Below are 23,623 nucleotides of genomic sequence, written 5' to 3'. Positions count from 1 at the left end.
GACTGGTACATGAATGGGGCAGGCGTGTTTGTGTGGCGAGGGGTTGACGCTCCTCGCCACAGGTCGGTGGCGACGTGCCCCCATCCGTCGTGGCTCTCCCTCTCTTGTTTGTCAAGGAGATGTGCCATGTCCCAAGAGTTTTGCCATAGCTTCAACCGTCCTGCCGCTGGTGCTTCATTCCCCCAGACCTCTGTCGGCCTGGGCTTGCGCCGGGCCTTGCTCGATGAACTGCGCGAGGCGCCTGCCGGTGATTTCGACTTCCTGGAGGTCGCGCCGGAAAACTGGATCGGCATCGGCGGCGCCCATGGCGCCGCTTTGCATGGGTTGGCCGAGCGTTTTCCACTGTCCTGCCATGGCCTGTCGCTGTCCCTGGGCGGGCCGGCTCCGCTGGACCTGGCGTTTCTCGCCCAGGTGCGCGGTTTCCTGGAGCGCTTCGATGTGCCGCTGTACAGCGAGCACCTGAGCTACTGCGGCGATGACGGGCATCTGTATGACCTGCTGCCGCTGCCCTTCACCGAGGAGGCGGTGCATCACGTCGCGGCCCGCATAAGACAGGCCCAGGATGTCCTGGGGAGACGCCTGGCGGTGGAAAACGTGTCTTACTACGCCGCCCCCCACCAGGACATGAGCGAGCTGGAATTCACCCAGGCAGTGCTGCACGAGGCGGATTGCTACCTGTTGCTCGACGTCAACAACGTCTATGTCAATTCGGTCAATCACGGTTTCGACCCCTGCGCATTCCTGGACGGCCTGGATCCCGGGCGGGTGGTGGCGATGCATGTGGCCGGGCATTACGACGAATCCGACACACTGAAAATCGACAGCCACGGCGCGCCGGTCAAGCCGGTGGTCTGGACGCTGCTGGCCAGGGCCTATGCGCGTTTCGGCATCCAGCCGACCTTGCTGGAACGGGATTTCAACTTCCCACCCTACGCCGCGCTGGTAGCCGAATTGCAGATCATCCGCCAGTTGCAGCGGCAAACCGCCGACCGGCAGGCGGTGATCCATGGCTGAACTCCGGCAGACCCTGCACCAACAGCAGCAGGCATTGACCGGCTACCTGCGCGATCCGGAGCGGTGTCCGGTCCCGTCCGGCATGGACGTGGAGCGGGCCCAGGTCTATCGCGACCTGATCTTCGAGAACATGCGCTCGTTACTCAGTGGCACCTTTGCGGTGCTGGTAAGCGTGCTGGGGCAGGACCGCTGGCGTGCCTGTGTACGCCGCTTCCTGCGCGAGCATCGCTGCGTCACGCCCAGGTTCGCAGAGATCGCCAGGGAGTTCGTGGACTATCTGTCGGCCCGGCCGGTGTCCGAGGAGCCGCCGTTCATGGCTGACCTGGCGCATTACGAGTGGGTCGAAATGGCACTGTTGCAATCGCCGGCCCAAGCCTTGCCCAACGATGACGAAACGTTGTGCCTCGACCGGCCCTTGCAGCTTTCGCCCCTGGCCTGGCCGTTGGCGTATGAATGGCCGGTGCATCGCCTGGCGCCGGATTACCAGCCGTCGACACCGCCATCCCAGCCAACCTTGCTGTTGGTCAGGCGTACCCCTGGGCTCGACGTGCGCTTTTCTGAACTCAGCCCCTTGGCCTGGCGGTTGTTGCAGCGTATCGAGCAATTTCCGGAACTGAAGGCACGGGCGCAATTGCTGGGATTGGCCGAAGAAGCGGGGGCGAATGCCTTCGAATTCATGGACAGCGCCTTGGCGCTGCTCAAGCGCATGCGAGAGGAAGGTGTGGTGGGCGCAAGACACTCGCCGCCGATTGAAACGCAAACCCTGTAAGAAGTGAGCTTGCTCGCGATGCCAGCGGGTCGCCATCAACCGTGACCGATACGCCGCCATCGCGAGCAAGCTCGTTCCCACAAGGTTTGTTTTCAGGCGTCGTTTCGACGGTTCAGGGCAGTCTGTAGCAGCGCATCCACGCTCAGTTTCCCCGCCCCCTGCAACAGCAGCGGCATCAACGCCACCAGGTAGATCAATGGGAGCTTGAAGTTGCCATGGCCTTTATTGGTGATCGCATAGCCCTGGGCCAGCTCGCTGAGGCTTGACCAGTCTGCGGGCCAATGCACGGCGGCGGTGGCCACCACGGTGACGATAATCAGTACCAGCGCCGATAGACGGGTGCCCAGGCCGATCAGCAGGGCGATGGCGCAGAGCAGTTCGGCCCACATCGACAGCTCCCAGTTCCAGCTGGCGGGCAACTGGTCGAAGGGAAATGGGAAGGCGGACTGGATTTCGCTGAACCAGTTCGTACCGTTCCATTTTTCCAGGCCGGATTCGAAGAACTCCCAAGCCAGGAACAGGCGCAGGCCCAGTGGCGCAAGCCATGCTCCGGCGTGATCGAGACGAGTGGGCAGGGCTTTAAGGATGCTTGGATACATGACGATCTCCCCGATTACGCTGCGTGTTGCAGAGGTTGGGCACGCGTGTTGGCCCGGCCCGGCGTGCCGACCAGGCGGATGATGGTGGTGGCGCAGGTCAGGCCAAACGGCAGTACGTACCCGTCGCTCGTGGGGACGCCCTTGAAGTCAGAGCAGGCAAAGATCGGGAAGCGACCCTGGAAACGCAGGGTGGATGGCGTGGTGGTGGCAGGCATGGCAAGACTCCTTGAGGTGTGGTTCCCGACCCTTTCAGTGGCCGGGGCTCGGGGAGTCTTTCAAGCGGGTGTAAGCGGGGTGTGTCGGGAACGCGGGGGATTGCAAGTTCGTGTGTGCCCGGCGACGGCAGACACATTGGCATACAAACCCGGATGCCAGGCCTTGTGGACGTTCAGCTGGCAGGAGCGGTTTCGCGGCTCAAGCGCAGCTCGGCGCACAAGCCGCCGCCCTCGCGATTGCTCAAGGTCAGCGAACCGCCCATGGCGATCGCCAGTTGCTGGGCAATGGCCAATCCCAGGCCCGTTCCGCCGGTTTCCCGGTTGCGCGAGCTTTCCACGCGGTAGAACGGCTTGAGCACCTCGGTCAGTTCGTGCTCGCTGATGCCGGGGCCACGGTCCAGGACCTGGATCGCCAGTTGGCCATTGCCGGTCAATTGCACGTGGATCTGCGCCGAGCCGCCGAATTTCAGTGCGTTGTCCACCAGGTTGACCAACACCCGGCGCAGGGCGTGGGGGCGGGTGTCGATGACGGCGGCGTTCTTGCCCGACAATTGAACGTCCTTGCCGGTGTCCTGGTAGTCGAACACCAGGCTGTCGAGGAACGCATCCAGGTTGATGCGGCAACTGGCTTCTGTAGCGCCATGGATGCTGCGGGCGTAGGCGACGCCTTCGCGCACCAGGTGTTCCATTTCGCCCAGGTCGCTCCACAGCTTGTCCTTTTCGATGCCATCGTCCATGAACTCCGCGCGCAGCTTCATGCGGGTGATGGGCGTCTGCAAGTCGTGGGAAATCGCCGCCAGCAGTTGCATGCGCTCTTTCAGGTAAGCGGCGATGCGCTCCTGCATGGCATTGAACGCCTTGGCGGCATGGACCACTTCGGTCGGGCCTTTTTCGTCCAGGCGCGCGCCGTGGGCGTTGGGGTCAAGGGTTTCCACGGCCTGGGACAGGCGGGTCAAGGGCCTGACGGCAATGCGCACGGCCAGCCAGGTGCAGCCGATCAACAATGCCAGCTGCCCCAGCAACACCACCGGCAGCCAGGGAGACAGGGGCGTCATGGCCGGGCGGACGTCGATGGTCAGCGGGCTGCCGTCGCCCAGGCGCAGATGGGCCTGGTAGTGCTTTTGCGGGCCGGGAATGTCGGTGAAGGTCAGCGCATAGGCCTGGCCGATGGCGTCCTGGATCGAGCTGACCGATATCGGCGCGTCTTCCGGGACCATGGGCTGGCCGGGCAGGCCTTCATCGAGCAGGTAGTTGTAGTTGCGCCGGGTGAGGCGGGGCAGCCAGGCCGGACGCTCGGAAGCGGGCAGGCGATCGAGGATGGCGACCGAGGTCGAAACGTCGGTTTCCAGGTTGCCGAGCATGGTGGTCTTGGCGCTCTGGTAGCGTTCGTAGTACTGGACACCGAAAGACAGGCCCTGGGCCAGGATCAGGCCGATCAGGAAGATCAGCGACAGCCTCGACGCGAGGGTCCGCGGCCAGCGCAATGACAGGTTCATGCCGAAACCTCGAGGATCTCGACCGGCAGCGAAAACACATAGCCTTCGCTGCGCACGGTCTTGATGTAGGCCGGCTCGCGGGCATCGTCCAGCAGGCGCTGGCGCAGCCGGCTGACCAGCAGGTCGATGGAGCGATCGAACAGGTCGGCATCCCGGCCCTGGGTCAGGTTGAGCAACTGGTCACGGTTGAGCACTCGCTGCGGATGGTCGAGGAACACCCGCAACAACCGGTATTCGGCGCCGCTCAGGGCGACCATGGTGCCGTCGGTATCGAGCAGATGGCGGGCCGTGGTGTCCAGGCGCCAACGACCGAACGCCAGCAGGCGCCCGCTTTCGGTCACCACCAGGTTGGGGGGCAGCATGCGGGTGCGGCGCAGCACCGCGTTGATGCGGGCCAGCAACTCCCGGGCGGCGAAGGGTTTGACCAGGTAATCGTCGGCCCCCATTTCCAGGCCGATGATGCGGTCGGTCTCGTCGTTGCGCGCGGTGAGCATCAGCACCGGCGTGGCCTTGTGCTTGCCGGCACGCAGCTCCCGGCACAGCACCAGCCCGTCGTCGCCCGGCATCATGATATCCAGCACGATCAGGTCCACCGGGGTGGTTTCCAGAAAGGTGCGCATCTGCCGGCCGTCGGCGACAACGGTGGTACGCAGGCCGTTCTTCTTCAGGTAGTTGCCCACCAGCTCTCTGATCTCGCGATCGTCATCCACGATCAACACATGGTCGACATGATCCATGGTGTACAGCCCCTTATGGCGTTTCGTTGGTGGTCAGTCTACAGACACCGACCGGCCTGGCTCGCGACGGTTTGTATTGCAGTGTATCTGGCGCGCGACGGATACACAGCGATGCAAAAAGCCGCCTGGCTCGATACAGGCGCGATACCTCGGTGGCATTCAATGGCTTCCAACGAGGCGACACCACGAGCCTCGACACAAGTCAGCCCATTGAACGAATCGAGGAATGCACCATGAACACCAAAGCCATCTACGCCGCCTGTCTTTTCGCCGCACTGAACATCTGCACCTTGTCGGCCCGAGCCGAAAGCAATGTTCCGGCGCAAACCTACGCCTACGGCTCCCACCTGGATATCCAGAAGGTGCTGTCGCTCACCGAAGACGCCAACCCGACCTGCGGTGTGGTGAACGCCCGGATGACCTACCTGGACTCAGCGGGCCACAAGCAGGCATTGGACTACCGCAAAATTTCCGAAAACTGCAATAACGAAAACTGATGAAAAAGATCAGGAATGCTCTCCAACCGTTTGTTGCAACTGGATTCATGTCACTGGATCGCCACGGGCCATGGTGCTGCGCAACGCTGTTTCAGGCCTCTCCAGGGCTGTTGCGCAGCCCCGCAAGCCACATCATGTCCGGTTGATTGATCCGACCTGGCTGCTTATCCATTCATCCATTATTAGGTGATGCCATGCTTCTGATCGCTTTTCTTGGCGGGATCCTGACGATCCTCAGCCCCTGTATTCTTCCGGTCGTCCCGTTTCTGTTCGCCCGTGCCGACCGGTCCCGCAGTTCGGTATTGCTGACCCTGGGCGGCATGGTGTTGACCTTCGCCTTGGTGTCGAGCCTGGCGGTGGTCAGCAGTGAGTGGGTACTGCGCGCCAGCAGCGTCGGCCGCCAAGTGGCCCTCGGGGTGATGGTGCTGTTCGCCTTGTCGCTGATGTTCAGCCGGGTCGGCACCTGGTTGGCGCGGCCGTTGGTGAACCTGGGCAATCGCATCGATGCCGGTGCCGGGCAGGTGGCCGGGCCGCTGGCGTCCGTGTTCATCGGGGTGGCCACCGGATTGCTCTGGGCGCCGTGCGCCGGTCCGGTACTCGGCGTGATCCTGACCGGGGCCATGCTGCAAGGCGCCAATGCGCAGACCAGCCTGTTATTGCTGGCTTACGGCCTGGGCAGCGCCTTGTCCCTGGGTGTGCTGATCCTCGCCGGACGCGGGCTGGTGGGACGCCTCAAGCTCTCCCTCCCGGTGACGACCTGGTTGCGCCGCGGCACCGGAGCCGTGGTGTTGCTGGCTGCCGTGGCGATTGGCACGGGTGTCGATGATCGTCTGCTGGCCAATACGTCCTCCCAGGGCGCGGCCACTCTGGAGAAAGGCCTTTTGGAGAACGTGCCCAAGGCGATCGACTACGTGGTCAGCAAGGCCAACGCCGCACCCATGCCGAACCTTCAATCCCAGGGGGCCATGCCTTCGCTGGACGGCGCGGTGCAGTGGCTGAACTCGCCTGCGCTGAGCAGCGAGTCCTTGCGCGGCAAGGTAGTGCTGGTGGATTTCTGGACCTATGACTGCATCAACTGTCAGCACACGCTGCCTTATGTGAACGGCTGGGCGAAAAAGTATGAGAAGGACGGATTGGTGGTGATCGGCGTCCACACACCGGAATATGGTTACGAGAAAATCATCGACAACGTGCGCCAGCAGGTGCGCAAGCTGGATATCCAGTACCCGGTGGCTATCGACAACCAGTATGCGATCTGGCGCGCCTTCAACAACCAGTACTGGCCCGCCCACTATTTCATCGATGCCAAGGGCCAGGTGCGTTACAGCCATTTTGGCGAAGGGCGTTATGGTGAGCAGGAGCAGGTGATCCAGCAACTGTTGCAAGAGGCGAAGGCAGGCCAGTGAGCCGTGGCGAGGGAGCGTGCTCCCTTGCCATGGGGCGTCAGGCTTGAGGCCTTTCTATGTAAAGTCGTTATATTTCAATATCTTGTTTTTAAAACATAAAGTTATTTATAGAAAAAAGACGGCCTCTGAGAGGGTCGTCTTTTTTAATAAATTTCCATTATTTTCAATAAGTTATAGATCTAATCTACAGTTGTTTGGGTGATGTGTCGCGCTCAGGCGCCAGGCAGCAGAAACGGCTGGTTTGGCAGCCCCGCAGGCGTGCAGTCATCATGAACCGCTTCGGCCGAATACTGGCCCCTTGCTCATGGCAAGGTCGTCAAACTTCTTCTATTTCAGAACGTTGGGCGACAAATCTATGCGCATTTATATGTGGGTCGTGGCGACATTTCTCCTGGCGATCGTCTCGCTCGAAGCCCAGGCCAGGGCGTTGACGAAAAACCAGCTGTCGGTGTGCCGCTGGGGTTCGGATATCGCGGCCGGGGCCCAGGCCTCGAAGCTGTCCGGGATCACCCTTTACGGCGCCCGGAAAAAACTGCAGGTGCGCAAGTTTCCCCGGCCGTGGATGCGCATGACGGCCCTGGGCATTACCGAGCAGACCTACAACAGCGCTTCGCGCCTCAAGCCGGCCGCGGTCAAGCAGACCTATTACGAGCAATGCGTGCGCCATGAACTGGCGCAACGCTAGGCGGTGTCGCGAATGAATTCATGCCGGGCTTCTGCCGGGCATCTCGATGCCATGCTGGTGCACCCGTCGATAGAGGGTGGCCCGGGAAATGCCCAGGGCACGGGCCGCGGCGGTGGGCTTCCAGCGATGACGCACCAGCGCGTCGAGCAAGGCCTGGCGCTGCGCACAGGCCACCGGTTCCGGCGTATCGACCCTAGCGCCCGGGCCCTGCAACGACTCGGGCAGGTGGCTGAGCAAAATCACGCTGGCCTCGCATACCGCGCAGGCGTAGCGCAGCACATGGCGCAACTGGCGGATGTTGCCCGGCCAGTGATAGCCGAGCAGGCATTCCAGGACCGGGCCGCTCAACTGCTGCAGCAAGCCTGAGCAGCGCATCGATTCTTCTTCGAGAATGCGATTGATCAGCGCCAGCCGGTCGGTGCGTTCGCGTAACGGCGGAAGCTGGAAGCGGGCGCCTCCCAGGCGGAAATACAAGTCTTCGCGAAACTCGCCGGCAGCCACCAGGGTTTCCAGGTCGCGGTGGGTGGCGCAGATCACCTGGATGTCCACGGCCCTGCGCCGCGAGGCCCCCAGGGGCGCCACTTCACCTTCGGCCAGCACCCGCAGCATGCGGGTCTGCAAGGCCAGGGGCATGTCACCGATTTCGTCAAGGAACAGCGTGCCGCCATCGGCCTGTTCCAGCAGGCCCTGCATGCCCTTGGCCGAGGCGCCGGTGAACGCCCCGGCGACATACCCGAACAGTTCGCTTTCGATCAGGCTTTCAGGGATCGCCGCGCAGTTCAATGCCACGAAGGGGCGCTCTCGGCGCTGGCTGGCCTGGTGCAACTGACGGGCGAAGACCTCCTTGCCGGAACCGGTTTCACCCTGGATCAACACCGGCAGGTTGCGATCCTTGACGCGCACCGCCAGGCGCAGGCTGTCGGCCAGGCGCGGATCCAGCTCGGAAGGAGCCATCGCCACCCTGGGTCGCGGAACCGCCCGATGGCGGGGCGCACTCAGGCGGCCATGCAGGGCATGATCGAGTGGGTAAAGGCTTTCGTCACGGGCGCGGTGCAATTGCTGCTGATCGAAGACCTGGCTGATGTTCTGCGGCAGTTGGCCGTAGTGTTGCAGCAGATACTGGCGGGCGGCGGGGTTGAGGGCCTGCAGGCAACCGTCGTCGTCCCAGGCGAACAGGAAATCGGGCTGGCTGTCGACATAGCCGGCGTTGTGATGAGCCCGCAACACCCAGTAGCCCTGGGCGCTGCTCATGAAAAACGCCTGTTCGATTTCCCGGGCGCTCTGCACCACCATCTGGCGGATCAGGTGTTGGGAACGGCGATCATCCGGTGAGCGCACCGCCGACACATCCAGCACCCCGAGCAGTTCTCCCTGGGGATCGAATACCGGCGCGGCGGAACAGGTCAGGCCAATGAATGCGGCTCGGAAATGGTCGCGCTTGTGCACGGTCACCGGGGCCCGGGCGGTGAGCACCGCCGCTACGCCGCAGGTGCCTTCTTCGCCTTCCGACCAGCAGGTCCCCAGGTACAACCCGGCCTTGCGGCAGTCGTTGCGGATCGTGGTTTCCACCCGGTAGTCGATGGTCTGGCCCTGGGCATCGGTCAGCAGCACGCAGTAGTCGGCATCGCGCACCCGGCCGTGGAGGCGGGTCACTTCTTCACTGGCGATGTTGAGAAACAGCTCCGAGCGCTCGCGACACTGCCGGAGCACGTCTTCGGACAGGATGCGCGGACCCTGCAGCGAGCCAGGGTCCAGGTGGTGTTGCTCCATGGAGCGGCGCCAGGAATCGAGGATCAGGTCGGGGACGGGACGTTGGGGCAACTGGTCCGCGTTCTTCACCACGCGGCTGACGCAATCCACATGCGCCCGGGAGTGAGTGGAAAGCATACGGGCCTCCGGTTCAGCTTCTTATCGTTGTGTGCTCATTAAGCGCCGTTCCCCTGGCGCAGACAAGCACGACGGACGACAGGCCCGCTGTGAGACGCCACGTCTCACAGTCTCACGACTGGCTCGTGCAGGCTGACATGCCACGTCTCACCCAGACCGGATCCGTGGCCGGGCTGATCCGAAGCCGGCCGCTCTGGCTCGCCTGTCTCGCCGCTTCTGCGCGGTTCTGGCACCGCCCTTGCTCTATCCCCTTCAACCCGCCCGACGGGTCTTCCAATAATAAAAACGAGGTTCGCATGGGTTATCGCTCAGGTTCTTTTCCTGCCCGCAACGGGGTGGCGCCATGAACCGGCCGCCCCTGACCGTAGGCATCATCGCCAATCCCGCTTCGGGTCGGGACGTGCGTCGCCTGACCGCCAATGCCGGGTTGTTTTCCAGCACCGACAAGGTCTCGGTGATCCAGCGCCTGCTGGCGGCCTTCGGTGCCACCGGCATCCAGCAGGTGCTGATGCCCACCGACATGACCGGCATCGCCGCCGCCGTACTGAAGAACAGTCATGGCCGGCAGGCCCGTGGCAGCCACTGGCCGGCCCTGGAGTTCCTCGACCTGACCCTGCGCCAGACGGTCGAAGATACGCGCAATGCCGCGCGCCTGATGGCCGAGCGGGGAGTGGCGTTGATCGCCGTACTCGGCGGCGACGGCACCCACAAGGCGGTGGCGGCGCACGTGGGAGACATCCCCCTGCTGACCCTGTCCACCGGTACCAACAATGCATTCCCCGAACTGCGCGAGGCGACCACCGCCGGGTTGGCCGGCGGCCTGTACGCCAGCGGCCGGATCCCCGCGCAGATCGGCTTGCGCCGCAACAAGCGGCTTCTGGTCTGCGAGGCCCAGCGTGGCCTGCGGGAAGTCGCCCTGGTGGATGTGGCTGTGTCGCCGCTGCGGTTTGTCGGCGCCCGGGCCATCAGCCGGGCGGCGGACCTGGCCGAGGTCTTCGTGACCTTTGCCGAGCCGCAGTCCGTGGGCTTGTCGGCGCTGTGCGGGCTGTGGTTCCCGGTGTCGCGCCAGGCGCCGGGAGGGGCCTGGATGCGCCTGGACCCGCAATCGCCCGAGGCGCTGCTGGTACCGCTGGCTCCCGGTCTGCTGCAGGGCTGCGGCGTACTGGCCGCCGGCCCGCTGGAGCCTGGCATTGCCCACGGGCTGTCGCTGTCCAGCGGCACCCTGGCCCTGGATGGCGAACGGGAAATCGAATTCAACGTCAACGACCGGCCCACGGTCACCCTCGATGCCGGTGGCCCGCTGAGTATCGATGTCAATGCGGTGCTGGCCTACGCCGCGCAGCACCGTCTGCTGGCCATCGGCCGCGAACACCCGCAACACCCCCAAAACCTTCAAGACACCCCTGGAGAATAAAAATGTCGACAACCCTCACCCACGATCAATTGCTGCACGCCTACCAGGTCATGCGCACCATCCGCGCCTTCGAAGAGCGCCTGCACGTGGAATTCGCCACGGGCGAGATCCCTGGGTTCGTCCACCTGTATGCCGGCGAAGAAGCCTCGGCCGCCGGGGTCATGGCCCACCTGGGCGATGACGATTGCATCGCCTCCAATCACCGTGGCCATGGCCATTGCATCGCCAAGGGCGTGGACGTCTACGGGATGATGGCCGAGATCTACGGCAAGAAAACCGGCGTCTGCCAAGGCAAGGGCGGCTCGATGCACATCGCTGATTTCGAGAAAGGCATGCTCGGCGCCAATGGCATCGTCGGTGCCGGCGCGCCCCTGGTGGTGGGCGCGGCGCTGGCGGCCCGGCTCAAGGGCACCGACAGCGTCGCCGTGGTGTTCTTCGGCGATGGCGGCTCCAACGAGGGCGCGGTGTTCGAAGCCATGAACATGGCGTCGGTGTGGAACCTGCCGTGTCTGTTCATCGCGGAAAACAACGGCTATGCCGAAGCCACCGCGTCCAACTGGTCGGTGGCCTGCGATCACATCGCCGACCGCGCGGCCGGGTTCGGGATGCCGGGCGTGACCGTGGACGGCTTTGACTTCTTTGCCGTGCACGAAGCCGCCGGGGCCGCCATCGAGCGGGCCCGGGCCGGGGAAGGACCGTCGCTGATCGAGGTCAAGCTGACCCGTTACTACGGGCACTTCGAGGGCGATGCCCAGACTTATCGGGCACCCGATGAGGTCAAGCATTTTCGCGAAAACCAGGACTGCCTGATGCAGTTCCGCGAGCGCACCACCCGGGCCGGCTTGCTGTCGGCAGAGCAGTTGGACCAGATCGACAAGGAAGTGGAGCTGCTGATCGAGAACGCGGTGTACAAGGCCAAGTCCGATCCCAAGCCCACGGCCGCGGACCTGCTCACCGACGTGTACGTCTCCTATCCCTGAACGCCTTCCTCAAAACAAGAATAGAGAATCCCATCATGGCGAGAAAAATCAGCTACCAGCAGGCAATCAACGAGGCCCTGGCCCAGGAAATGCGTCGCGACGCCAGTGTCTTCATCATGGGCGAGGACGTGGCCGGCGGCGCCGGTGCGCCCGGTGAAAACGACGCCTGGGGCGGAGTGCTCGGCGTCACCAAGGGGCTTTACGACCAGTTTCCCGGACGGGTGCTGGATACCCCGCTGTCGGAAATCGGCTATGTCGGCGCCGCCGTCGGTGCCGCCACCTGCGGCGTGCGGCCGGTGTGCGAACTGATGTTCGTCGACTTCGCCGGTTGCTGCCTGGACCAGATCCTCAACCAGGCGGCGAAGTTTCGCTACATGTTCGGCGGCAAGGCCTCCACGCCCCTGGTGATCCGCACCATGGTGGGTGCCGGCCTGCGCGCCGCGGCCCAGCACTCGCAGATGCTCACCTCGCTGTGGACGCATATCCCGGGGCTGAAGGTGGTCTGCCCGTCATCACCCTACGACGCCAAGGGGCTGCTGATCCAGGCGATTCGCGACAACGACCCGGTGATCTTCTGCGAGCACAAATTGCTGTACGGCATGCAGGGCGAGGTGCCGCAAGAGCTCTATACCATTCCCTTTGGCGAAGCCAATTTCCTGCGCGATGGCAAGGACGTGACCCTGGTCTCCTATGGCCGCACGGTGAATATCGCCATGGATGCGGCCCGCAGCCTGGCGGGGCGGGGTATCGACTGCGAAGTCATCGACCTGCGCACCACCAGCCCGATGGACGAGGACAGCATCCTGGAAAGCGTGGAAAAGACCGGGCGGCTGGTGGTCATCGACGAGGCCAACCCGCGATGCTCCATGGCCACCGATATCTCGGCACTGGTGGCGCAAAAAGCCTTCGGGGCGCTCAAGGCGCCGATTGAAATGGTCACCGCGCCCCACACTCCGGTGCCGTTCTCCGATGCCCTGGAAGACCTGTACATCCCCGATGCGGCGAAGATCGAGAGCGCCGTGCTCAATGTGATCGAGTGGAGCAAGCGCTGATGAGCCAGATTCATACCCTGACCATGCCCAAGTGGGGGCTGTCGATGACCGAGGGCCGGGTCGATGCCTGGCTCAAGGAAGAGGGCCAGGCCATCACCAAGGGCGACGAGGTGCTGGATGTGGAGACCGACAAGATCTCCAGCAGTGTCGAGGCCCCGTTTGGCGGTGTGTTGCGCCGGCAAGTCGCCCGCCAGGACGAAACCCTGCCGGTGGGCGCCTTGCTCGGCATCGTCGTGGAAGGCGAGGCCAGCGACGCCGAGATCGACGCGGTCATCGAGCAGTTCCAATCCAGCTTCGTGCCCGGTGACGCAGCCGATGAAGACAGCGGCCCGGCACCTCAGAAAGTCGAATTGGACGGCCGGGTGATTCGCTATTTCGAACGCGGCGAGGGCGGTGTGCCGTTGGTGCTGGTGCATGGTTTTGGCGGCGACTTGAATAACTGGCTGTTCAACCATGAAGCACTGGCCGTCGGGCGTCGGGTCATTGCCCTGGACCTGCCGGGCCATGGCGAATCGTCGAAATCCCTGCAACGTGGCGACCTGGACGAGCTGAGCGGCGTGGTGCTGGCCTTGCTCGATCACCTGGATATCAATGCTGTGCATCTGGTGGGTCATTCCATGGGCGGGGCGGTGTCGTTGAATGTCGCGCGCCTGATGCCCCAGCGGATACGGTCCTTGACCTTGATCGGCAGCGCCGGGCTGGGCACGCAGATCAATGGCAGCTACCTGCAGGGCTTCGTCGAGGCGGCCAACCGCAACGCCCTCAAGCCGTCACTGGTGCAACTGTTCTCCAATGCCGAGCTGGTCACGCGGCAGATGCTCGACGACATGCTCAAGTACAAGCGCCTGGAAGGCGTGGACGCCGCCCTGCGGCAACTGTCGGCGACGCTGTTCGCCGACGGCCGCCAGCAGGTGGACCTGCGCGAAGTGGTGCAGGCCGGCCATGTACCGACCCTGGTGATCTGGGGTAGCGACGACGCAATCATTCCGGCGGCCCACAGTGAAGGGCTGGCGGCGCGGGTCGAGGTGCTCGCCGGGCAGGGCCACATGGTGCAGATGGAAGCGGCCGAGCAGGTCAACCGGCTGATTCTCGAATTCGTTCAACAGAACTGATCAAGCGGGCGCCGACCGGGTCGTCGCCCCAAGCCTTGGAGGCACTATCATGAATGTTTCAATCACGCCTGCCCGCAGCATGCGCGCCGCCGTCTGGCACGGTCGCAACGATATCCGCGTCGAGGACGTACCGTTGCCGGTTTCGCCGCCCGCCGGCTGGGTGCAGATTCGGGTGCAGTGGTGCGGTATCTGTGGCTCCGACCTGCACGAATACGTGGCCGGGCCGGTGTTCATCCCGGTGGATGCACCGCATCCGCTGACCGGTATCAAGGGCCAGTGCATCCTTGGCCACGAGTTCTGCGGCGAAATTGTCGAACTGGGTGCCGGTGTGGAGGGTTTCAGTGTCGGCGAACCGGTGGCGGCCGATGCCTGCCAGCATTGCGGCACCTGCTATTACTGCACCCATGGGCTCTACAACATCTGTGAAAACCTGGCCTTCACCGGGTTGATGAACAACGGCGCATTCGCCGAGCTGGTCAATGTTCCCGCCAACCTGCTGTACAAGCTGCCCGCCGGATTCCCGGCCGAGGCCGGTGCGCTGATCGAACCGCTGGCGGTGGGCATGCACGCGGTGAAAAAGGCTGGCAGCCTGTTGGGGCAGAACGTGGTGGTGGTCGGCGCCGGAACCATCGGCTTGTGCACCATCATGTGTGCCAAGGCTGCCGGCGCGGCCCAGGTGATCGCCCTGGAAATGTCCAGCGCCCGCAAGGCCAAGGCCCTGGAAGTCGGGGCCAGCCACGTGATCGATCCCAACGAATGCGACGCCCTGGCCGAAGTGCGACGGTTGACCGGCGGCCTGGGGGCCGACGTCAGCTTCGAGTGCATCGGCAACAAGCACACCGCCAAGCTGGCCATCGACCTGATCCGCAAGGCCGGCAAATGTGTGCTGGTGGGGATCTTCGAGGAGCCGAGTTCATTCAACTTCTTTGAACTGGTCTCCACCGAGAAGCAGGTGCTCGGGGCGCTGGCCTACAACGGCGAGTTCGCCGACGTGATCGCCTTTATCGCCGACGGACGCCTGGACATCTCGCCCCTGGTGACCGGACGTATCCAGCTGGAGCAGATCGTTGGGCAGGGCTTCGAGGAACTGGTCAACAACAAGGAGCACAACGTGAAGATCATCGTGTCACCCGCACGGATCTGAGGGCGCCTGAGGTGGGGCGATTTGGCGATGGTCGGAGTGGCCATCGCCTTTTTTCAGGTATAGGCCAGCAGCCGGCCACAGCAGATCACCGCGAACCATAGCGCCATGGACAGCAGTGCCTGGATTCTGGCCAGGCCGGGTGCCTTGTGGCCGATATTCCATTGCTGGACGCCGCGGTAGGTTCCAACGTGGAACACCAGGGCGTTGAGGCCCGCCGTCGCGATCAGGCAGAGTTTGAGGACGAAGACGTCGTTGCCGGCAAAGTCATGGGGGTGCGCGCTGAACATCATCAGCCCGGCAGGCACGATGAGCAGCAGGGCCGCAAGGGCCCAGGTCAGCAGATGACGGGCCAGGGCGGTCACGGCGATGCCCTTGGACAACCCCAGGATGCGCAGGTCGAACATCACCACCGCGCCCACCAGCACCGAAAAGCCGATGATGTGCACGACTTCCACCAGCGGGTAGAGCCACAGCTCGCCGCGCATGGCCACCGCCAGGGATGAATCCGCCAGTTGGTCCATCCAGCCTTGGGTCGCACCCGCCGGGGAGGCCTGCATCAGCGCAACTCGGTGGTCTTGCCGTCGATGGTGATGCGTTCGGCGCGCAATTCGTCGGGTTTGTTGCGGTTTGCATAGCCGACCACGGTGGCCCGGTTACCCGCTTTGAGCCTGTCTTTGGTCAGGCCCCGATTCTCCATGCGCGACGGCGGGGCCAGCACGACGGTCCAGGTTTTGTCGGTGGTTTGCAGGCGCACGTAGCCGTGGGGATGGGAGTAACCGGATTCCTTGATGGTGCCGTCGAGTTCCAAGGGGGTGCTGGCGTCATATTCGCTCCAGCCGTGGTGAGCGAGTGCTGCCGTGGCCATCAGCATCGACGCCAAACCGATGCAACGAAGGATAACGTTCATGGCAAGGTCTCCTGTTGGGGGCGGTTCAACCCGGCAAGTAATCGCGCCAGACCCGCCGTTCATCGAGCTGAAGCCGCTGTTCCTCGTCCTTGCGCAAGGGGCGGTCGCAATCGAGAAAGAACTCATCGAGTTGTGGCGGCTCGACATGGGTGGCGCTGAGCATGGAGTGGACCTGCCCACGATGATGGATCTGATGTTCGAACAGGTGCAACAGCAGCCGGTCGATTCGTTCGCGCACGACACCGTCGACCCGGACCAGGTCGACGCAGCGGGCGAGGTCTGTTTGCCGCAGGGTTTCGCAGAACGCCACCAGCCGCTGGTCGGTCTGGGTCTGCTGATGCACCAGAGGCACAAAGGCCAGGGTCTCGGAGAAATCCTTTATCTGGCCGTCCCGGTCGCCTTCCAGGGCGGTGAGGTAATAGCGGTCCACTTCCAGGATGTGGCAAAGCGTGGCTTGGATGGACGGGAAGAATCCCGTGCGCGGCGCGGCATAGTCAGCCTCGCTCAACTGCGCGCAGGTGCTGAGCAGCCGGTGATTGGCCCATTGGTTGTTCAGGGCCTGGGCCAGGAAATAGTTCATGGGCGGTCTCCCTGTGGTGTCCGCCACAGACATCGTGGGAGCGAGCTTGCTCGCGATGAAGGCGGCATATCCAGCATAGCCGGTTCAGGCCGACCGCTATCGCGAGCAAGCTCGCCCCCACAGTTTGAGTCCCATGCGCCCACTATCGTGTATTCACCATAGAACCCTGTGGGAGCGAGCCTGCTCGCGATGGCGGCGTCCCAGTCACCGCCAGTTGGCGCCATGCCCCGGGGTCAAAGCCCTACATCCGGTAACGCCGGCCGATTGGCCATGGCCTTGGCCATGATCTGTTCCACATACACCCGGTCCTCTTCCGGCAAGGCCAGGCGCGGTGGGCGGGTGAGGGCGCTGCCGCGACCGGCGATGGCTTCGCACAGCTTGATGCACTGCACCAGGTCGGCGCGGGCGTCCAGGTGCAGGATCGGCATCAGCCACTCGTAGATCGGCATCGCTTCGGCAAAGCGTCCGGCGCGGGCCAGCCGGAAGATGGTCTCGCCTTCCTTCGGGAACACATTGGACATCCCCGAGACCCAGCCTTCGGCCCCCACGGCGAGGCTTTCCAGCACCACGTCGTCAAGGCCGGCGAACAGCACGAAGCGGTCTCCCACCTCATTGCGCACATCGATGAAGCGCCGGGTGTCGCCGGAGGAATCCTTGAAGCACACCACGTTGTCGCAGTCGGCCAGGGAGATCAGGATGTCCGGCGTCACGTCGTTCTTATAGATCGGCGGGTTGTTATAGACCATCAGCGGTACGTCGGCATGCCGGGCCACATAGCGGAAGTGTTCGGCGGTTTCGAACGGCTTGGAGCCGTAGACCAGCGCCGGCATCAGCATCACCCCGTCGACCCCGACCTTGCGCACCGCGTTGGCGACCTTGGCCGCCTGCACGCTGGTGAACTCGGCTACGCCGCAGATCACCGGGACCCGGCCACGGGAGGCGTCCACCGCCACTTCGGTCACGGCGATCTTCTCCTCGGCGCTCAGGGAGGTGTTCTCGCCCACCGAGCCGCAGACCACCAGGCCGGATACGCCGTCGCGGATAACATTGGAAATCACTTGGTGGGTCTTTTCCAGGTTGATGGAAAAGTCTTCGTTGAATTGAGTGGTGACAGCGGGGAATACGCCGCTCCAGTTGATGCGTTTGCTCATGGGTTGTCTCCGGTGGTTAGCGGTATGTGGCAAGAGGACTTGCACAATCGGAAAATCATGCGCCAGGCCAGGTATCTGAAAGCCGATAGCCTTGTGGCCACGGATCGGCCGGGTCGAGCAACAGCTGATGGGTCCCGGTGATCCATGCCCGTCCGGCGATGCACGGGTAAATCGCCGGGCGTCCGGCCACGTCGGTCAGTGAGTCGATGCGGCAGTGGAATTCGGAGCCGATGATCGAGCGGCCGATAAATCGCTCGCCCACCTGCATCAAGCCCTTGGCGTGCAGCACCGCCATGCGTGCCGAGCAGCCGGTGCCGGTGGGGGAGCGGTCGATCTTGCCGGGCTGGATCACCACGGCGTTGGCGCCGGTGGCAATGCCGTTCTCCTGGACGATGGGCGCGGCGATCTGGCAGAACGAGATGTGTGACCAGTCAGGATTCAACGGGTGCACGAAGCCCAGTTGTTCGTTGGCGGCGCGGGTGATCTTCAAGCCCACGGCCACCAGCTCGGCGGCTTCCTCGGGGCGAATGGCAAAGCCCAGGCGTTGGGCGTCGACGATGACGAAGCTGTCGCCGCCATAAGCGGTGTCCACTTGCAGGGAGCCCAGGCCTTCGACTTCGATCCAGGCATCGAGGCGGTCGGCGAAGGAGGGCACGTTCTTGATCTCGACCCGTTGCACCTTGCCGTCGCGGCAGTCGGCCACCGCTTCGATCAGGCCGCCAGGGGCCTCCAGTACCAGGCGGGTCCGGGGCTCGGTCATGGGCAGGATGCCGCTGTCCAGCAACACGGTGGCGACGCACAGCGAGTTGGAGCCGGACATCGGCGGGGTGTCGGCCGGCTCCATGATGATCCAGGCCATCTGCGCCCGCGGGTCCTTGGCCGGCACCAGCAAGTTGACGTGGCGGAACACACCGCCACGGGGCTCGTTGAGGACGAAGTTGCGCAGGGTCTGGTCCCGGGCGATCCAGCGTGACTGCTCCCACACCGTGGCACCGGGTGGTGGGGCGACGCCGCCGACGATGACATCGCCGACTTCGCCTTCGGCGTGGCAACTGACTACATGGATGATTTTCGATGAGCGCATGGATCAAATCCTTGTGTTGTCTGGCTGGGTTTCATCGCGAGCAAGCTCGCTCCCAAAAGGGGGGCTGTCGTGTACACAAAACAGTGTGGGAGCGAGCTCGCTCGCGACAGGGCCATCCGCTATTTCACCGACTTGAGAAACGCCGCCGTCTCCGGCTGCACCGGATTGCCGATCACCTGGTCCGGCGGTCCGATTTCATGGACCCGGCCGTTGCAGAAGAACGCCACCCGGTCGGACACGTCCCGGGCAAAACGGATTTCGTGGGTCACCAGCACCATGGTCATGCCGTCTTCGGCGAGCATGCGCATGGTGTCCAGCACTTCACCCACCAGCTGCGGGTCCAGGGCCGAGGTGGCTTCGTCGAAAAGCATGTAGTCCGGCGACATGGCCAGGGCCCGGGCGATGGCCATGCGCTGTTGCTGACCGCCGGAAAGCTTGCCCGGAAACGTCTTGAGCTTGTCCCCCAGGCCCACGTGTTCGAGTTGGCGAACCGCCAGGGCCTCGGCGTCCTGCCTGCTCTTGCCCAGTACCTTGCGCGGGGCCAGCATGACGTTTTCCAGCACGGTCAGGTGGGGGAATGCGTTCCATTGCTGGAAGACGATGCCGATCTTGCGCCGCAGGCGGTTGAGGTCGGTGGACGGGGCATGGACCTCGACGCCGTCCACGCGGATGCTGCCTTTCTGGATCGGTTCCAGGCCGTTGATGCACATCAGCAAGGTCGACTTGCCGGAGCCCGAGCCGCCGATGATCGACACCACTTCGCCTTTGTCCACCGTCAGGCTCACCCCCTTGACCACTTCCAGGTGGCCGAAGGATTTGTGTACGTTTTCGATCTCAATCATTTTCCTGCCACCTTCTTTCCAGGCGTGCGCCAAGGCGGGCGACCACCAGGCTCATGACGTAGTAGATGAGGCCCGCGATGCACAGCACCAGCAGGGGTTCCTGAATGCGCGTGACGATGGTCTGGGAGGCCCGCAGCAGTTCGACGATGCCGATCCACATCACCAGGGCGGTGTCTTTCATGACCCCGAGCACCAGGTTCAGCCAGCCGGGAAACGCGACCCGCGTGGCGATGGGCAGGACGATGAAGCGCAGGTCCTGCAGGTAGCTCAGGCCCAGTGAACGGCTGGCCCGCCGAGTGCTGAGGGGCACCGCCAGCACGCCGCCGCGCACGATTTCGGTGAAGTACGCCGCGGCGTAGATCCCGAGCACGATGCAGCCGACTGCGAACGCGCTGAGGTCCAGGCCGGCGATGCTCTTGAGGGAGTTGAACAGCACGAACTGGATCAGCAACGGCACGCTGCGAAACACGTCCAGCACCCAGGCCAGCGGCAGGCTGGCTCGGGGCATCAGCGCGCGCAGCAGGCCGAACAGCAGCCCGGCCAGGGTGCCCAGCAGGATCGACCAAGCGGTCAACTGCACTGTGACCCAGGCGCCGTCGAGCAGGAACAGCAGGTCGTTGAGCGTGAGGCTGGTGGCGAACATGACGAACCCTCAATAACGGAACAGACGCCAGGACAGCAGCCGGGCCAATCCGACGATCGCCTTGGCGATCAGGTAATACAGCAGCGCCGCAAGGGCGAAGTACTCGAAGGTCCGGAACGTCTTGACGTTGTATTCCTGGGTCACGCCGGTGAGGTCGTTGTTCAAGCCGACGACCACGCCCAGGGAGGTCATCAGCACCGCCCAGACCATCTGGTTGGTAAGCGGATAGAACACGATGCGCAACAACTGCGGGACGATGATCATCCGGTAGGCCTGGGACGCGCTCATGCCCAGGGAGCGGGCCGCGCGCATCTGCGTATCGGGTACCGCCTTGAGGCCGCCGCGCAGGTTTTCCGCCAGGTAGCCGGCGTTGTTGAAGGTGATCCCGGCCAGCAGCGCCAGCCATGAGCTGACATGCAGGCCGAGGGAGCCGAGGCCGAAGTAGAGGATGTAGATCTGGAACAGCGAGGGCGTGTTGCGGGCGATGGACACCCAGCCATTGCCCACGCCCCGCAGCAGAGGGTTGCGCGCCTGGCGCATCACGGTCAGGACCAGGGCGATCAGCACGCCGAAGATCATCGACAGGGCGGCGGTCTCGAACGTCACCCAGGCGCCGGCGAGCATGTCGGGCAGGGCCCGCAGGGCGGGGCGCCATTGGAAGCTGTAGTCAAACATGGGGGCGGGATCCTCGGCCAGTGGCAGGTTGCAGCCAGCGCGGCGGCTGTCCGCCGGTGGCGGCGGTGCAGGCTGCCTCGACGCATTCGGCCAGGCTGGCGAAGTGCACGCCGCGTCCCACCAGGCCTGGCGCGTAATGGGCGTATTTGCCGGAATTGGTCATCAACGTGGTGGCCCGTGGCGGGATGACGGGTTCGCCCAGCATGCACCAGCAGGTATCGGTGACCAGCGTTGCGCCAAAGGCCTCCAGGGGCTCGATATGCCCCGCGGCCCGGGCCTGTTCCAGCACGGTGCGGCCGCAGGTGATCGCCAGCACCACGTGCGGATGTTTGCGGCGTCCCGCGCACAGCGCCGCCAGTGCGGCGAACTCACTGAGGGAAAAATGCGGGTTGCCCAGGGACACCACATCCACGTGGTTGTCCCGGGCGTTGTTCAGCTCGCGCCAACTGGCAAGCAGGCCGGCGATGGCCACGGTTTCCAGCGGCAAGGCCTGGTCCCATGCGTCGGGGTCCAAGGCTTGCGGGGTCACCCCGGCGATATGGAACAGCGGCGCGGCGCTGGTGGTGGCGAACGCGGCGCCGAAGGCCTTGAGGTCGTCCAGTGTCGGAGCGGCATTTTGCAGGCCACGAATCAACGGGATTCGCCGGCCCGCCAGGTGGCCGATGTGATAGCCCAAAAGCGGATAGAAGCTGTCGTCGGCGACCTCCATGGCCGGCACGTCGATGATCAGTTGAGCCTCGCGCTGGGCGTCGAGATGACAGCCGGACAACGGCGCGCGGCCGCACAGGGCGATGCAGATGTCTAGGAAATCCGGGTACTTCTGAGTGCGGGCGCCCAGCACGCTGTTGGCGTAGACCACTGCGTTGGACTCGGCCCAGACGATCTGCTCGCCGACCTTGGGAGCGGTGTCCAGCAGGTAGGGTGCGCAGGTGAAGCTCAATTGCGCGCCCATTGCCATGTAGGCATCCCCCAGGGCGCTGGCCGGCTCGCCCAGCGCCGGATCGACCCCCAGTTCTCGCCAGCGGCGCTGGTCCACGGAAATGGCATTGAGGGTGGTGGGGATGCAGACCTTTGCCCCCCACTGCACCAGTTGCTCGGCGAAGCGCAGGCTCGCCGGGCCTGTGTAGATGCAACCGTCGATGTGGGCCTGGGTCACGTCCAGCAGTTGTGTGGCAGCCTGGATCCCGGCCATGTGCAGCACGATCTGCATCGCCACCTGGGCGGCCTTGCCGTGGGTGCCATCGAGCAAGGCCCGGTCCCGTTCGGTGAGCTGGATGTGCGTCGGTGTGCAGGACGGCGTAAATCCCTCGCGGCCTTGCCAGCCATCGTCGGGACGACGGCCGGACAGGGTCAGGCGGTTGTCTTCGACACGCACGAAACCCTGGCCCCGCAAGCGCTCGAACGCTTCGCGTCCAACGCAGACCACCGGCAATGAACGCTGGAAGATCACCTGCGCCACCAGCACGCCCAAGGCCAGGATCTCGTCCACCTCGGCAAGCACCAGGGCGGCGGGGGCATGACCGTTGCTGATCAGTTCCATCAACACGCTGCTGCCGGTGCAGGAGCCGCGTCCGCCGGGAATCGCCAGCACGCGCCCGGCCAGGCGCTCGCCGCTCAGCGGATGATGGCGGTCGATGACCTCGCCGCTGGCCGGGTCGACACCGCCCCAGAAACTCAGGCCCACGTCGGCGAAGAGCAGGGTGCCCTGAGCGGCTCCCTCCACCAGGCAACGTCCTTCGATGCGCACAGGCGTGCTTGGCATGCGCCGCTCCTTAGTAATAGACCTGGGGAACGGTCAGGTCGGTGGGCGGGATGTCAGTGCCGACCCATTTGGTGAACAGCTCCTTGTACCGCCCGGTGCGCACTTGCTGGTTGATGAACAGGTTGAGGTAGTTGATCAGGCCATACTCGTTGCGCTTGGCACCGAGGGAGACGTAGTCGATGACATAAGGTGCGTCGCCAGCGATCTTCAGGTTCTTGTATTTACCCGACTTGATGGTGGCGGCCGCCACGGTGTTGGTCACCACGGTGGCATCGATGTGCCCCTGGGCAACGGCCAGCAGCGTGTCGTTCTGCGACTGGTAGGCGCGGAAACTGCCGCTGCCCCAACTCTTCTGGTCCTTTTCCAGGGCAATGGCCTCGTAGGTACCGCTGGTATTGCCCAGGGCCTTGCCCTTGAGGTCGGCGTAGCTGTTGATGCCGGTGTTGTCCCGGGTCAGGACCACCATCTGGAACGCGAAGTAAGGCACGGTGAGGCCAACGGTCTTGGCCCGCTCAAGGGTGTCGGAGGTGGATGCGACGATGACATCGGCGCGGCCGGAAATCAGCGCCGGGATGCGGTCCGGAAAGGGCGTCTCCACCACTTCGGCTTCCACGCCCAGGACTTTCGCCAGGTCGTGGCAATAGTCCACGTCAAAGCCTACCGGTTTGTTGCTTTCATCGCGCGAGCCCATGGGCGGGAAGTCCAGGGTCACGGCGCAACGCAGCTTGCCCGAACCGATGATGTCGTCGAGCTTGTCGGCCTGGGCCGGGGAAACAAGGAGAGGGGTCAGTACAACGCTTAACGCTACGGCCAATGCAGGGTTCTTCATAGATGCCTCGCTGTCGAATGGGTGCGTTGAAATATCGTATTGAGGATTTCGTATACGATATTAAATAAGCAATCCCCATGCCTGTTCAGGTTGGGTCGCCTGGCGACGCGTCAGAGGGTTGATCTAGAGGGCTTTCGCTCAAA

General features: G+C 63.9%; 25 protein-coding genes. 10 read left to right on the top strand and 15 right to left on the bottom strand.

Annotation, left to right across the window (positions count from 1 at the left end; all coding sequences use genetic code 11):
* Positions 1 to 126 precede the first annotated feature (126 nt).
* Both BW992_RS21505 and BW992_RS21500 read left to right on the top strand, forming a co-directional pair.
* A complete protein-coding gene (locus BW992_RS21505) occupies positions 127 to 1,014 on the top strand; it encodes an HvfB family MNIO-type RiPP peptide maturase (RefSeq protein WP_072458816.1) in 888 nt (295 codons plus the stop codon).
* Positions 1,007 to 1,783 carry an HvfC family RiPP maturation protein gene (locus BW992_RS21500; RefSeq protein ID WP_072391297.1) on the top strand — a complete coding sequence of 259 codons (777 nt, stop codon included), beginning with the start codon at positions 1,007 to 1,009 and terminating at the stop codon, positions 1,781 to 1,783. The genes BW992_RS21505 and BW992_RS21500 overlap by 8 nt, the downstream gene beginning before the upstream one ends.
* A gap of 92 nt (positions 1,784 to 1,875) precedes the next feature.
* Here the strand turns inward: BW992_RS21500 and BW992_RS21495 are convergent, their stop codons facing one another.
* From BW992_RS21495 to BW992_RS21480, 4 genes are all read right to left on the bottom strand, one after another.
* Positions 1,876 to 2,382, bottom strand: a complete 507-nt coding sequence (locus tag BW992_RS21495) for an HvfX family Cu-binding RiPP maturation protein (protein ID WP_072391300.1) — start codon at positions 2,380 to 2,382, stop codon at positions 1,876 to 1,878.
* A 14-nt stretch (positions 2,383 to 2,396) separates the two neighbouring features.
* Positions 2,397 to 2,597 carry a hypothetical protein gene (locus tag BW992_RS21490; RefSeq protein WP_072431059.1) on the bottom strand — a complete coding sequence of 67 codons (201 nt, stop codon included), beginning with the start codon at positions 2,595 to 2,597 and terminating at the stop codon, positions 2,397 to 2,399.
* Between the two features lie 173 nt (positions 2,598 to 2,770).
* Complete coding sequence (locus tag BW992_RS21485; protein ID WP_076407073.1) at positions 2,771 to 4,093, bottom strand: ATP-binding protein; 1,323 nt, start codon at positions 4,091 to 4,093, stop codon at positions 2,771 to 2,773.
* On the bottom strand, positions 4,090 to 4,830 hold the full coding sequence (locus BW992_RS21480; RefSeq protein WP_072391308.1) for a response regulator: 741 nt from the start codon (positions 4,828 to 4,830) through the stop codon (positions 4,090 to 4,092). Before BW992_RS21480 ends, BW992_RS21485 begins: the two co-directional genes overlap by 4 nt.
* A gap of 233 nt (positions 4,831 to 5,063) precedes the next feature.
* Here BW992_RS21480 and BW992_RS21475 point away from each other — a divergent pair, with 233 nt between their 5' ends.
* The 3 genes from BW992_RS21475 to BW992_RS21465 all read left to right on the top strand — a co-directional run bounded on the left by BW992_RS21475 (position 5,064) and on the right by BW992_RS21465 (position 7,418).
* Complete coding sequence (locus BW992_RS21475) at positions 5,064 to 5,327, top strand: DUF2790 domain-containing protein (protein WP_072431057.1); 264 nt, start codon at positions 5,064 to 5,066, stop codon at positions 5,325 to 5,327.
* 194 nt (positions 5,328 to 5,521) lie between these two features.
* Positions 5,522 to 6,733, top strand: a complete 1,212-nt coding sequence (locus tag BW992_RS21470) for a cytochrome c biogenesis protein DipZ (protein WP_072391314.1) — start codon at positions 5,522 to 5,524, stop codon at positions 6,731 to 6,733.
* 355 nt (positions 6,734 to 7,088) lie between these two features.
* The gene (locus BW992_RS21465) at positions 7,089 to 7,418 is read left to right on the top strand and encodes a hypothetical protein (protein ID WP_076407072.1); all 330 of its coding nucleotides are present in this window, start codon (positions 7,089 to 7,091) and stop codon (positions 7,416 to 7,418) included.
* Positions 7,419 to 7,436: 18 nt separating this feature from the next.
* On the opposite strand, the gene BW992_RS21460 is transcribed toward BW992_RS21465, so the two are convergent.
* Positions 7,437 to 9,305 (bottom strand): sigma-54-dependent Fis family transcriptional regulator, encoded by a 1,869-nt coding sequence (locus BW992_RS21460; RefSeq protein WP_076407071.1) that lies wholly within the window; start codon positions 9,303 to 9,305, stop codon positions 7,437 to 7,439.
* Positions 9,306 to 9,648: 343 nt separating this feature from the next.
* Between BW992_RS21460 and BW992_RS21455 the strand changes: the two genes are divergently transcribed.
* From BW992_RS21455 to BW992_RS21435, 5 genes are all read left to right on the top strand, one after another.
* The gene (locus tag BW992_RS21455; RefSeq protein WP_072431055.1) at positions 9,649 to 10,719 is read left to right on the top strand and encodes an ATP-NAD kinase family protein; all 1,071 of its coding nucleotides are present in this window, start codon (positions 9,649 to 9,651) and stop codon (positions 10,717 to 10,719) included.
* 2 nt (positions 10,720 to 10,721) lie between these two features.
* Positions 10,722 to 11,699, top strand: coding sequence for a thiamine pyrophosphate-dependent dehydrogenase E1 component subunit alpha (locus tag BW992_RS21450; protein WP_072391327.1), 978 nt, complete (start codon positions 10,722 to 10,724; stop codon positions 11,697 to 11,699).
* A gap of 35 nt (positions 11,700 to 11,734) precedes the next feature.
* Positions 11,735 to 12,751: an alpha-ketoacid dehydrogenase subunit beta gene (locus tag BW992_RS21445; protein WP_072391330.1), complete on the top strand. Its 1,017-nt coding sequence runs from the start codon at positions 11,735 to 11,737 to the stop codon at positions 12,749 to 12,751.
* Positions 12,751 to 13,863, top strand: coding sequence for an acetoin dehydrogenase dihydrolipoyllysine-residue acetyltransferase subunit (locus BW992_RS21440; RefSeq protein WP_076407070.1), 1,113 nt, complete (start codon positions 12,751 to 12,753; stop codon positions 13,861 to 13,863). Before BW992_RS21445 ends, BW992_RS21440 begins: the two co-directional genes overlap by 1 nt.
* A 79-nt stretch (positions 13,864 to 13,942) precedes the next feature.
* Positions 13,943 to 15,007: a 2,3-butanediol dehydrogenase gene (locus BW992_RS21435; RefSeq protein ID WP_231991144.1), complete on the top strand. Its 1,065-nt coding sequence runs from the start codon at positions 13,943 to 13,945 to the stop codon at positions 15,005 to 15,007.
* Between the two features lie 53 nt (positions 15,008 to 15,060).
* On the opposite strand, the gene BW992_RS21430 is transcribed toward BW992_RS21435, so the two are convergent.
* From BW992_RS21430 to BW992_RS21385, 10 genes are all read right to left on the bottom strand, one after another.
* Entirely contained in the window at positions 15,061 to 15,564 is a 504-nt protein-coding gene (locus tag BW992_RS21430) for a DUF6644 family protein (RefSeq protein WP_072391340.1), read from the bottom strand.
* Complete coding sequence (locus BW992_RS21425; protein ID WP_072391343.1) at positions 15,564 to 15,914, bottom strand: DUF6152 family protein; 351 nt, start codon at positions 15,912 to 15,914, stop codon at positions 15,564 to 15,566. The genes BW992_RS21430 and BW992_RS21425 overlap by 1 nt, the downstream gene beginning before the upstream one ends.
* 25 nt (positions 15,915 to 15,939) lie before the next feature.
* Positions 15,940 to 16,494, bottom strand: a complete 555-nt coding sequence (locus BW992_RS21420) for a DinB family protein (RefSeq protein ID WP_072391346.1) — start codon at positions 16,492 to 16,494, stop codon at positions 15,940 to 15,942.
* 233 nt (positions 16,495 to 16,727) lie between these two features.
* Positions 16,728 to 17,645: a dihydrodipicolinate synthase family protein gene (locus BW992_RS21415; RefSeq protein ID WP_072431051.1), complete on the bottom strand. Its 918-nt coding sequence runs from the start codon at positions 17,643 to 17,645 to the stop codon at positions 16,728 to 16,730.
* Positions 17,646 to 17,700: 55 nt separating this feature from the next.
* Positions 17,701 to 18,729, bottom strand: a complete 1,029-nt coding sequence (locus tag BW992_RS21410; RefSeq protein WP_076407069.1) for a trans-3-hydroxy-L-proline dehydratase — start codon at positions 18,727 to 18,729, stop codon at positions 17,701 to 17,703.
* Between the two features lie 119 nt (positions 18,730 to 18,848).
* Complete coding sequence (locus tag BW992_RS21405) at positions 18,849 to 19,571, bottom strand: amino acid ABC transporter ATP-binding protein (protein ID WP_072391355.1); 723 nt, start codon at positions 19,569 to 19,571, stop codon at positions 18,849 to 18,851.
* Positions 19,564 to 20,214: an amino acid ABC transporter permease gene (locus tag BW992_RS21400; protein ID WP_072391358.1), complete on the bottom strand. Its 651-nt coding sequence runs from the start codon at positions 20,212 to 20,214 to the stop codon at positions 19,564 to 19,566. Before BW992_RS21400 ends, BW992_RS21405 begins: the two co-directional genes overlap by 8 nt.
* Positions 20,215 to 20,223: 9 nt before the next feature.
* The gene (locus BW992_RS21395; RefSeq protein WP_072391361.1) at positions 20,224 to 20,889 is read right to left on the bottom strand and encodes an amino acid ABC transporter permease; all 666 of its coding nucleotides are present in this window, start codon (positions 20,887 to 20,889) and stop codon (positions 20,224 to 20,226) included.
* A complete protein-coding gene (gene lhpI, locus BW992_RS21390) occupies positions 20,882 to 22,651 on the bottom strand; it encodes a cis-3-hydroxy-L-proline dehydratase (protein WP_076407068.1) in 1,770 nt (589 codons plus the stop codon). The genes BW992_RS21395 and lhpI overlap by 8 nt, the downstream gene beginning before the upstream one ends.
* 10 nt (positions 22,652 to 22,661) lie before the next feature.
* The gene (locus tag BW992_RS21385; protein WP_072391372.1) at positions 22,662 to 23,480 is read right to left on the bottom strand and encodes an ABC transporter substrate-binding protein; all 819 of its coding nucleotides are present in this window, start codon (positions 23,478 to 23,480) and stop codon (positions 22,662 to 22,664) included.
* Positions 23,481 to 23,623: the final 143 nt, after the last annotated feature.

Source organism: Pseudomonas sp. 7SR1 (genome assembly GCF_900156465.1).
In the GTDB taxonomy this organism is placed as follows: domain Bacteria; phylum Pseudomonadota; class Gammaproteobacteria; order Pseudomonadales; family Pseudomonadaceae; genus Aquipseudomonas.
This window is presented reverse-complemented; position numbering and strand designations above follow the sequence as displayed.

Excerpts from the sequence above, each read along its gene's own strand:
- BW992_RS21505 (WP_072458816.1), top strand. The coding sequence starts at position 127 with ATGTCCCAAGAGTTTTGCCATAGCTTCAACCGTCCTGCCGCTGGTGCT.
- BW992_RS21500 (WP_072391297.1), top strand. The coding sequence starts at position 1,007 with ATGGCTGAACTCCGGCAGACCCTGCACCAACAGCAGCAGGCATTGACC.
- BW992_RS21495 (WP_072391300.1), bottom strand. The coding sequence starts at position 2,382 with ATGTATCCAAGCATCCTTAAAGCCCTGCCCACTCGTCTCGATCACGCC.
- BW992_RS21490 (WP_072431059.1), bottom strand. The coding sequence starts at position 2,597 with ATGCCTGCCACCACCACGCCATCCACCCTGCGTTTCCAGGGTCGCTTC.
- BW992_RS21485 (WP_076407073.1), bottom strand. The coding sequence starts at position 4,093 with ATGAACCTGTCATTGCGCTGGCCGCGGACCCTCGCGTCGAGGCTGTCG.
- BW992_RS21480 (WP_072391308.1), bottom strand. The coding sequence starts at position 4,830 with ATGGATCATGTCGACCATGTGTTGATCGTGGATGACGATCGCGAGATC.
- BW992_RS21475 (WP_072431057.1), top strand. The coding sequence starts at position 5,064 with ATGAACACCAAAGCCATCTACGCCGCCTGTCTTTTCGCCGCACTGAAC.
- BW992_RS21470 (WP_072391314.1), top strand. The coding sequence starts at position 5,522 with ATGCTTCTGATCGCTTTTCTTGGCGGGATCCTGACGATCCTCAGCCCC.
- BW992_RS21465 (WP_076407072.1), top strand. The coding sequence starts at position 7,089 with ATGCGCATTTATATGTGGGTCGTGGCGACATTTCTCCTGGCGATCGTC.
- BW992_RS21460 (WP_076407071.1), bottom strand. The coding sequence starts at position 9,305 with ATGCTTTCCACTCACTCCCGGGCGCATGTGGATTGCGTCAGCCGCGTG.
- BW992_RS21455 (WP_072431055.1), top strand. The coding sequence starts at position 9,649 with ATGAACCGGCCGCCCCTGACCGTAGGCATCATCGCCAATCCCGCTTCG.
- BW992_RS21450 (WP_072391327.1), top strand. The coding sequence starts at position 10,722 with ATGTCGACAACCCTCACCCACGATCAATTGCTGCACGCCTACCAGGTC.
- BW992_RS21445 (WP_072391330.1), top strand. The coding sequence starts at position 11,735 with ATGGCGAGAAAAATCAGCTACCAGCAGGCAATCAACGAGGCCCTGGCC.
- BW992_RS21440 (WP_076407070.1), top strand. The coding sequence starts at position 12,751 with ATGAGCCAGATTCATACCCTGACCATGCCCAAGTGGGGGCTGTCGATG.
- BW992_RS21435 (WP_231991144.1), top strand. The coding sequence starts at position 13,943 with ATGCGCGCCGCCGTCTGGCACGGTCGCAACGATATCCGCGTCGAGGAC.
- BW992_RS21430 (WP_072391340.1), bottom strand. The coding sequence starts at position 15,564 with ATGCAGGCCTCCCCGGCGGGTGCGACCCAAGGCTGGATGGACCAACTG.
- BW992_RS21425 (WP_072391343.1), bottom strand. The coding sequence starts at position 15,914 with ATGAACGTTATCCTTCGTTGCATCGGTTTGGCGTCGATGCTGATGGCC.
- BW992_RS21420 (WP_072391346.1), bottom strand. The coding sequence starts at position 16,494 with ATGAACTATTTCCTGGCCCAGGCCCTGAACAACCAATGGGCCAATCAC.
- BW992_RS21415 (WP_072431051.1), bottom strand. The coding sequence starts at position 17,645 with ATGAGCAAACGCATCAACTGGAGCGGCGTATTCCCCGCTGTCACCACT.
- BW992_RS21410 (WP_076407069.1), bottom strand. The coding sequence starts at position 18,729 with ATGCGCTCATCGAAAATCATCCATGTAGTCAGTTGCCACGCCGAAGGC.
- BW992_RS21405 (WP_072391355.1), bottom strand. The coding sequence starts at position 19,571 with ATGATTGAGATCGAAAACGTACACAAATCCTTCGGCCACCTGGAAGTG.
- BW992_RS21400 (WP_072391358.1), bottom strand. The coding sequence starts at position 20,214 with ATGTTCGCCACCAGCCTCACGCTCAACGACCTGCTGTTCCTGCTCGAC.
- BW992_RS21395 (WP_072391361.1), bottom strand. The coding sequence starts at position 20,889 with ATGTTTGACTACAGCTTCCAATGGCGCCCCGCCCTGCGGGCCCTGCCC.
- lhpI (WP_076407068.1), bottom strand. The coding sequence starts at position 22,651 with ATGCCAAGCACGCCTGTGCGCATCGAAGGACGTTGCCTGGTGGAGGGA.
- BW992_RS21385 (WP_072391372.1), bottom strand. The coding sequence starts at position 23,480 with ATGAAGAACCCTGCATTGGCCGTAGCGTTAAGCGTTGTACTGACCCCT.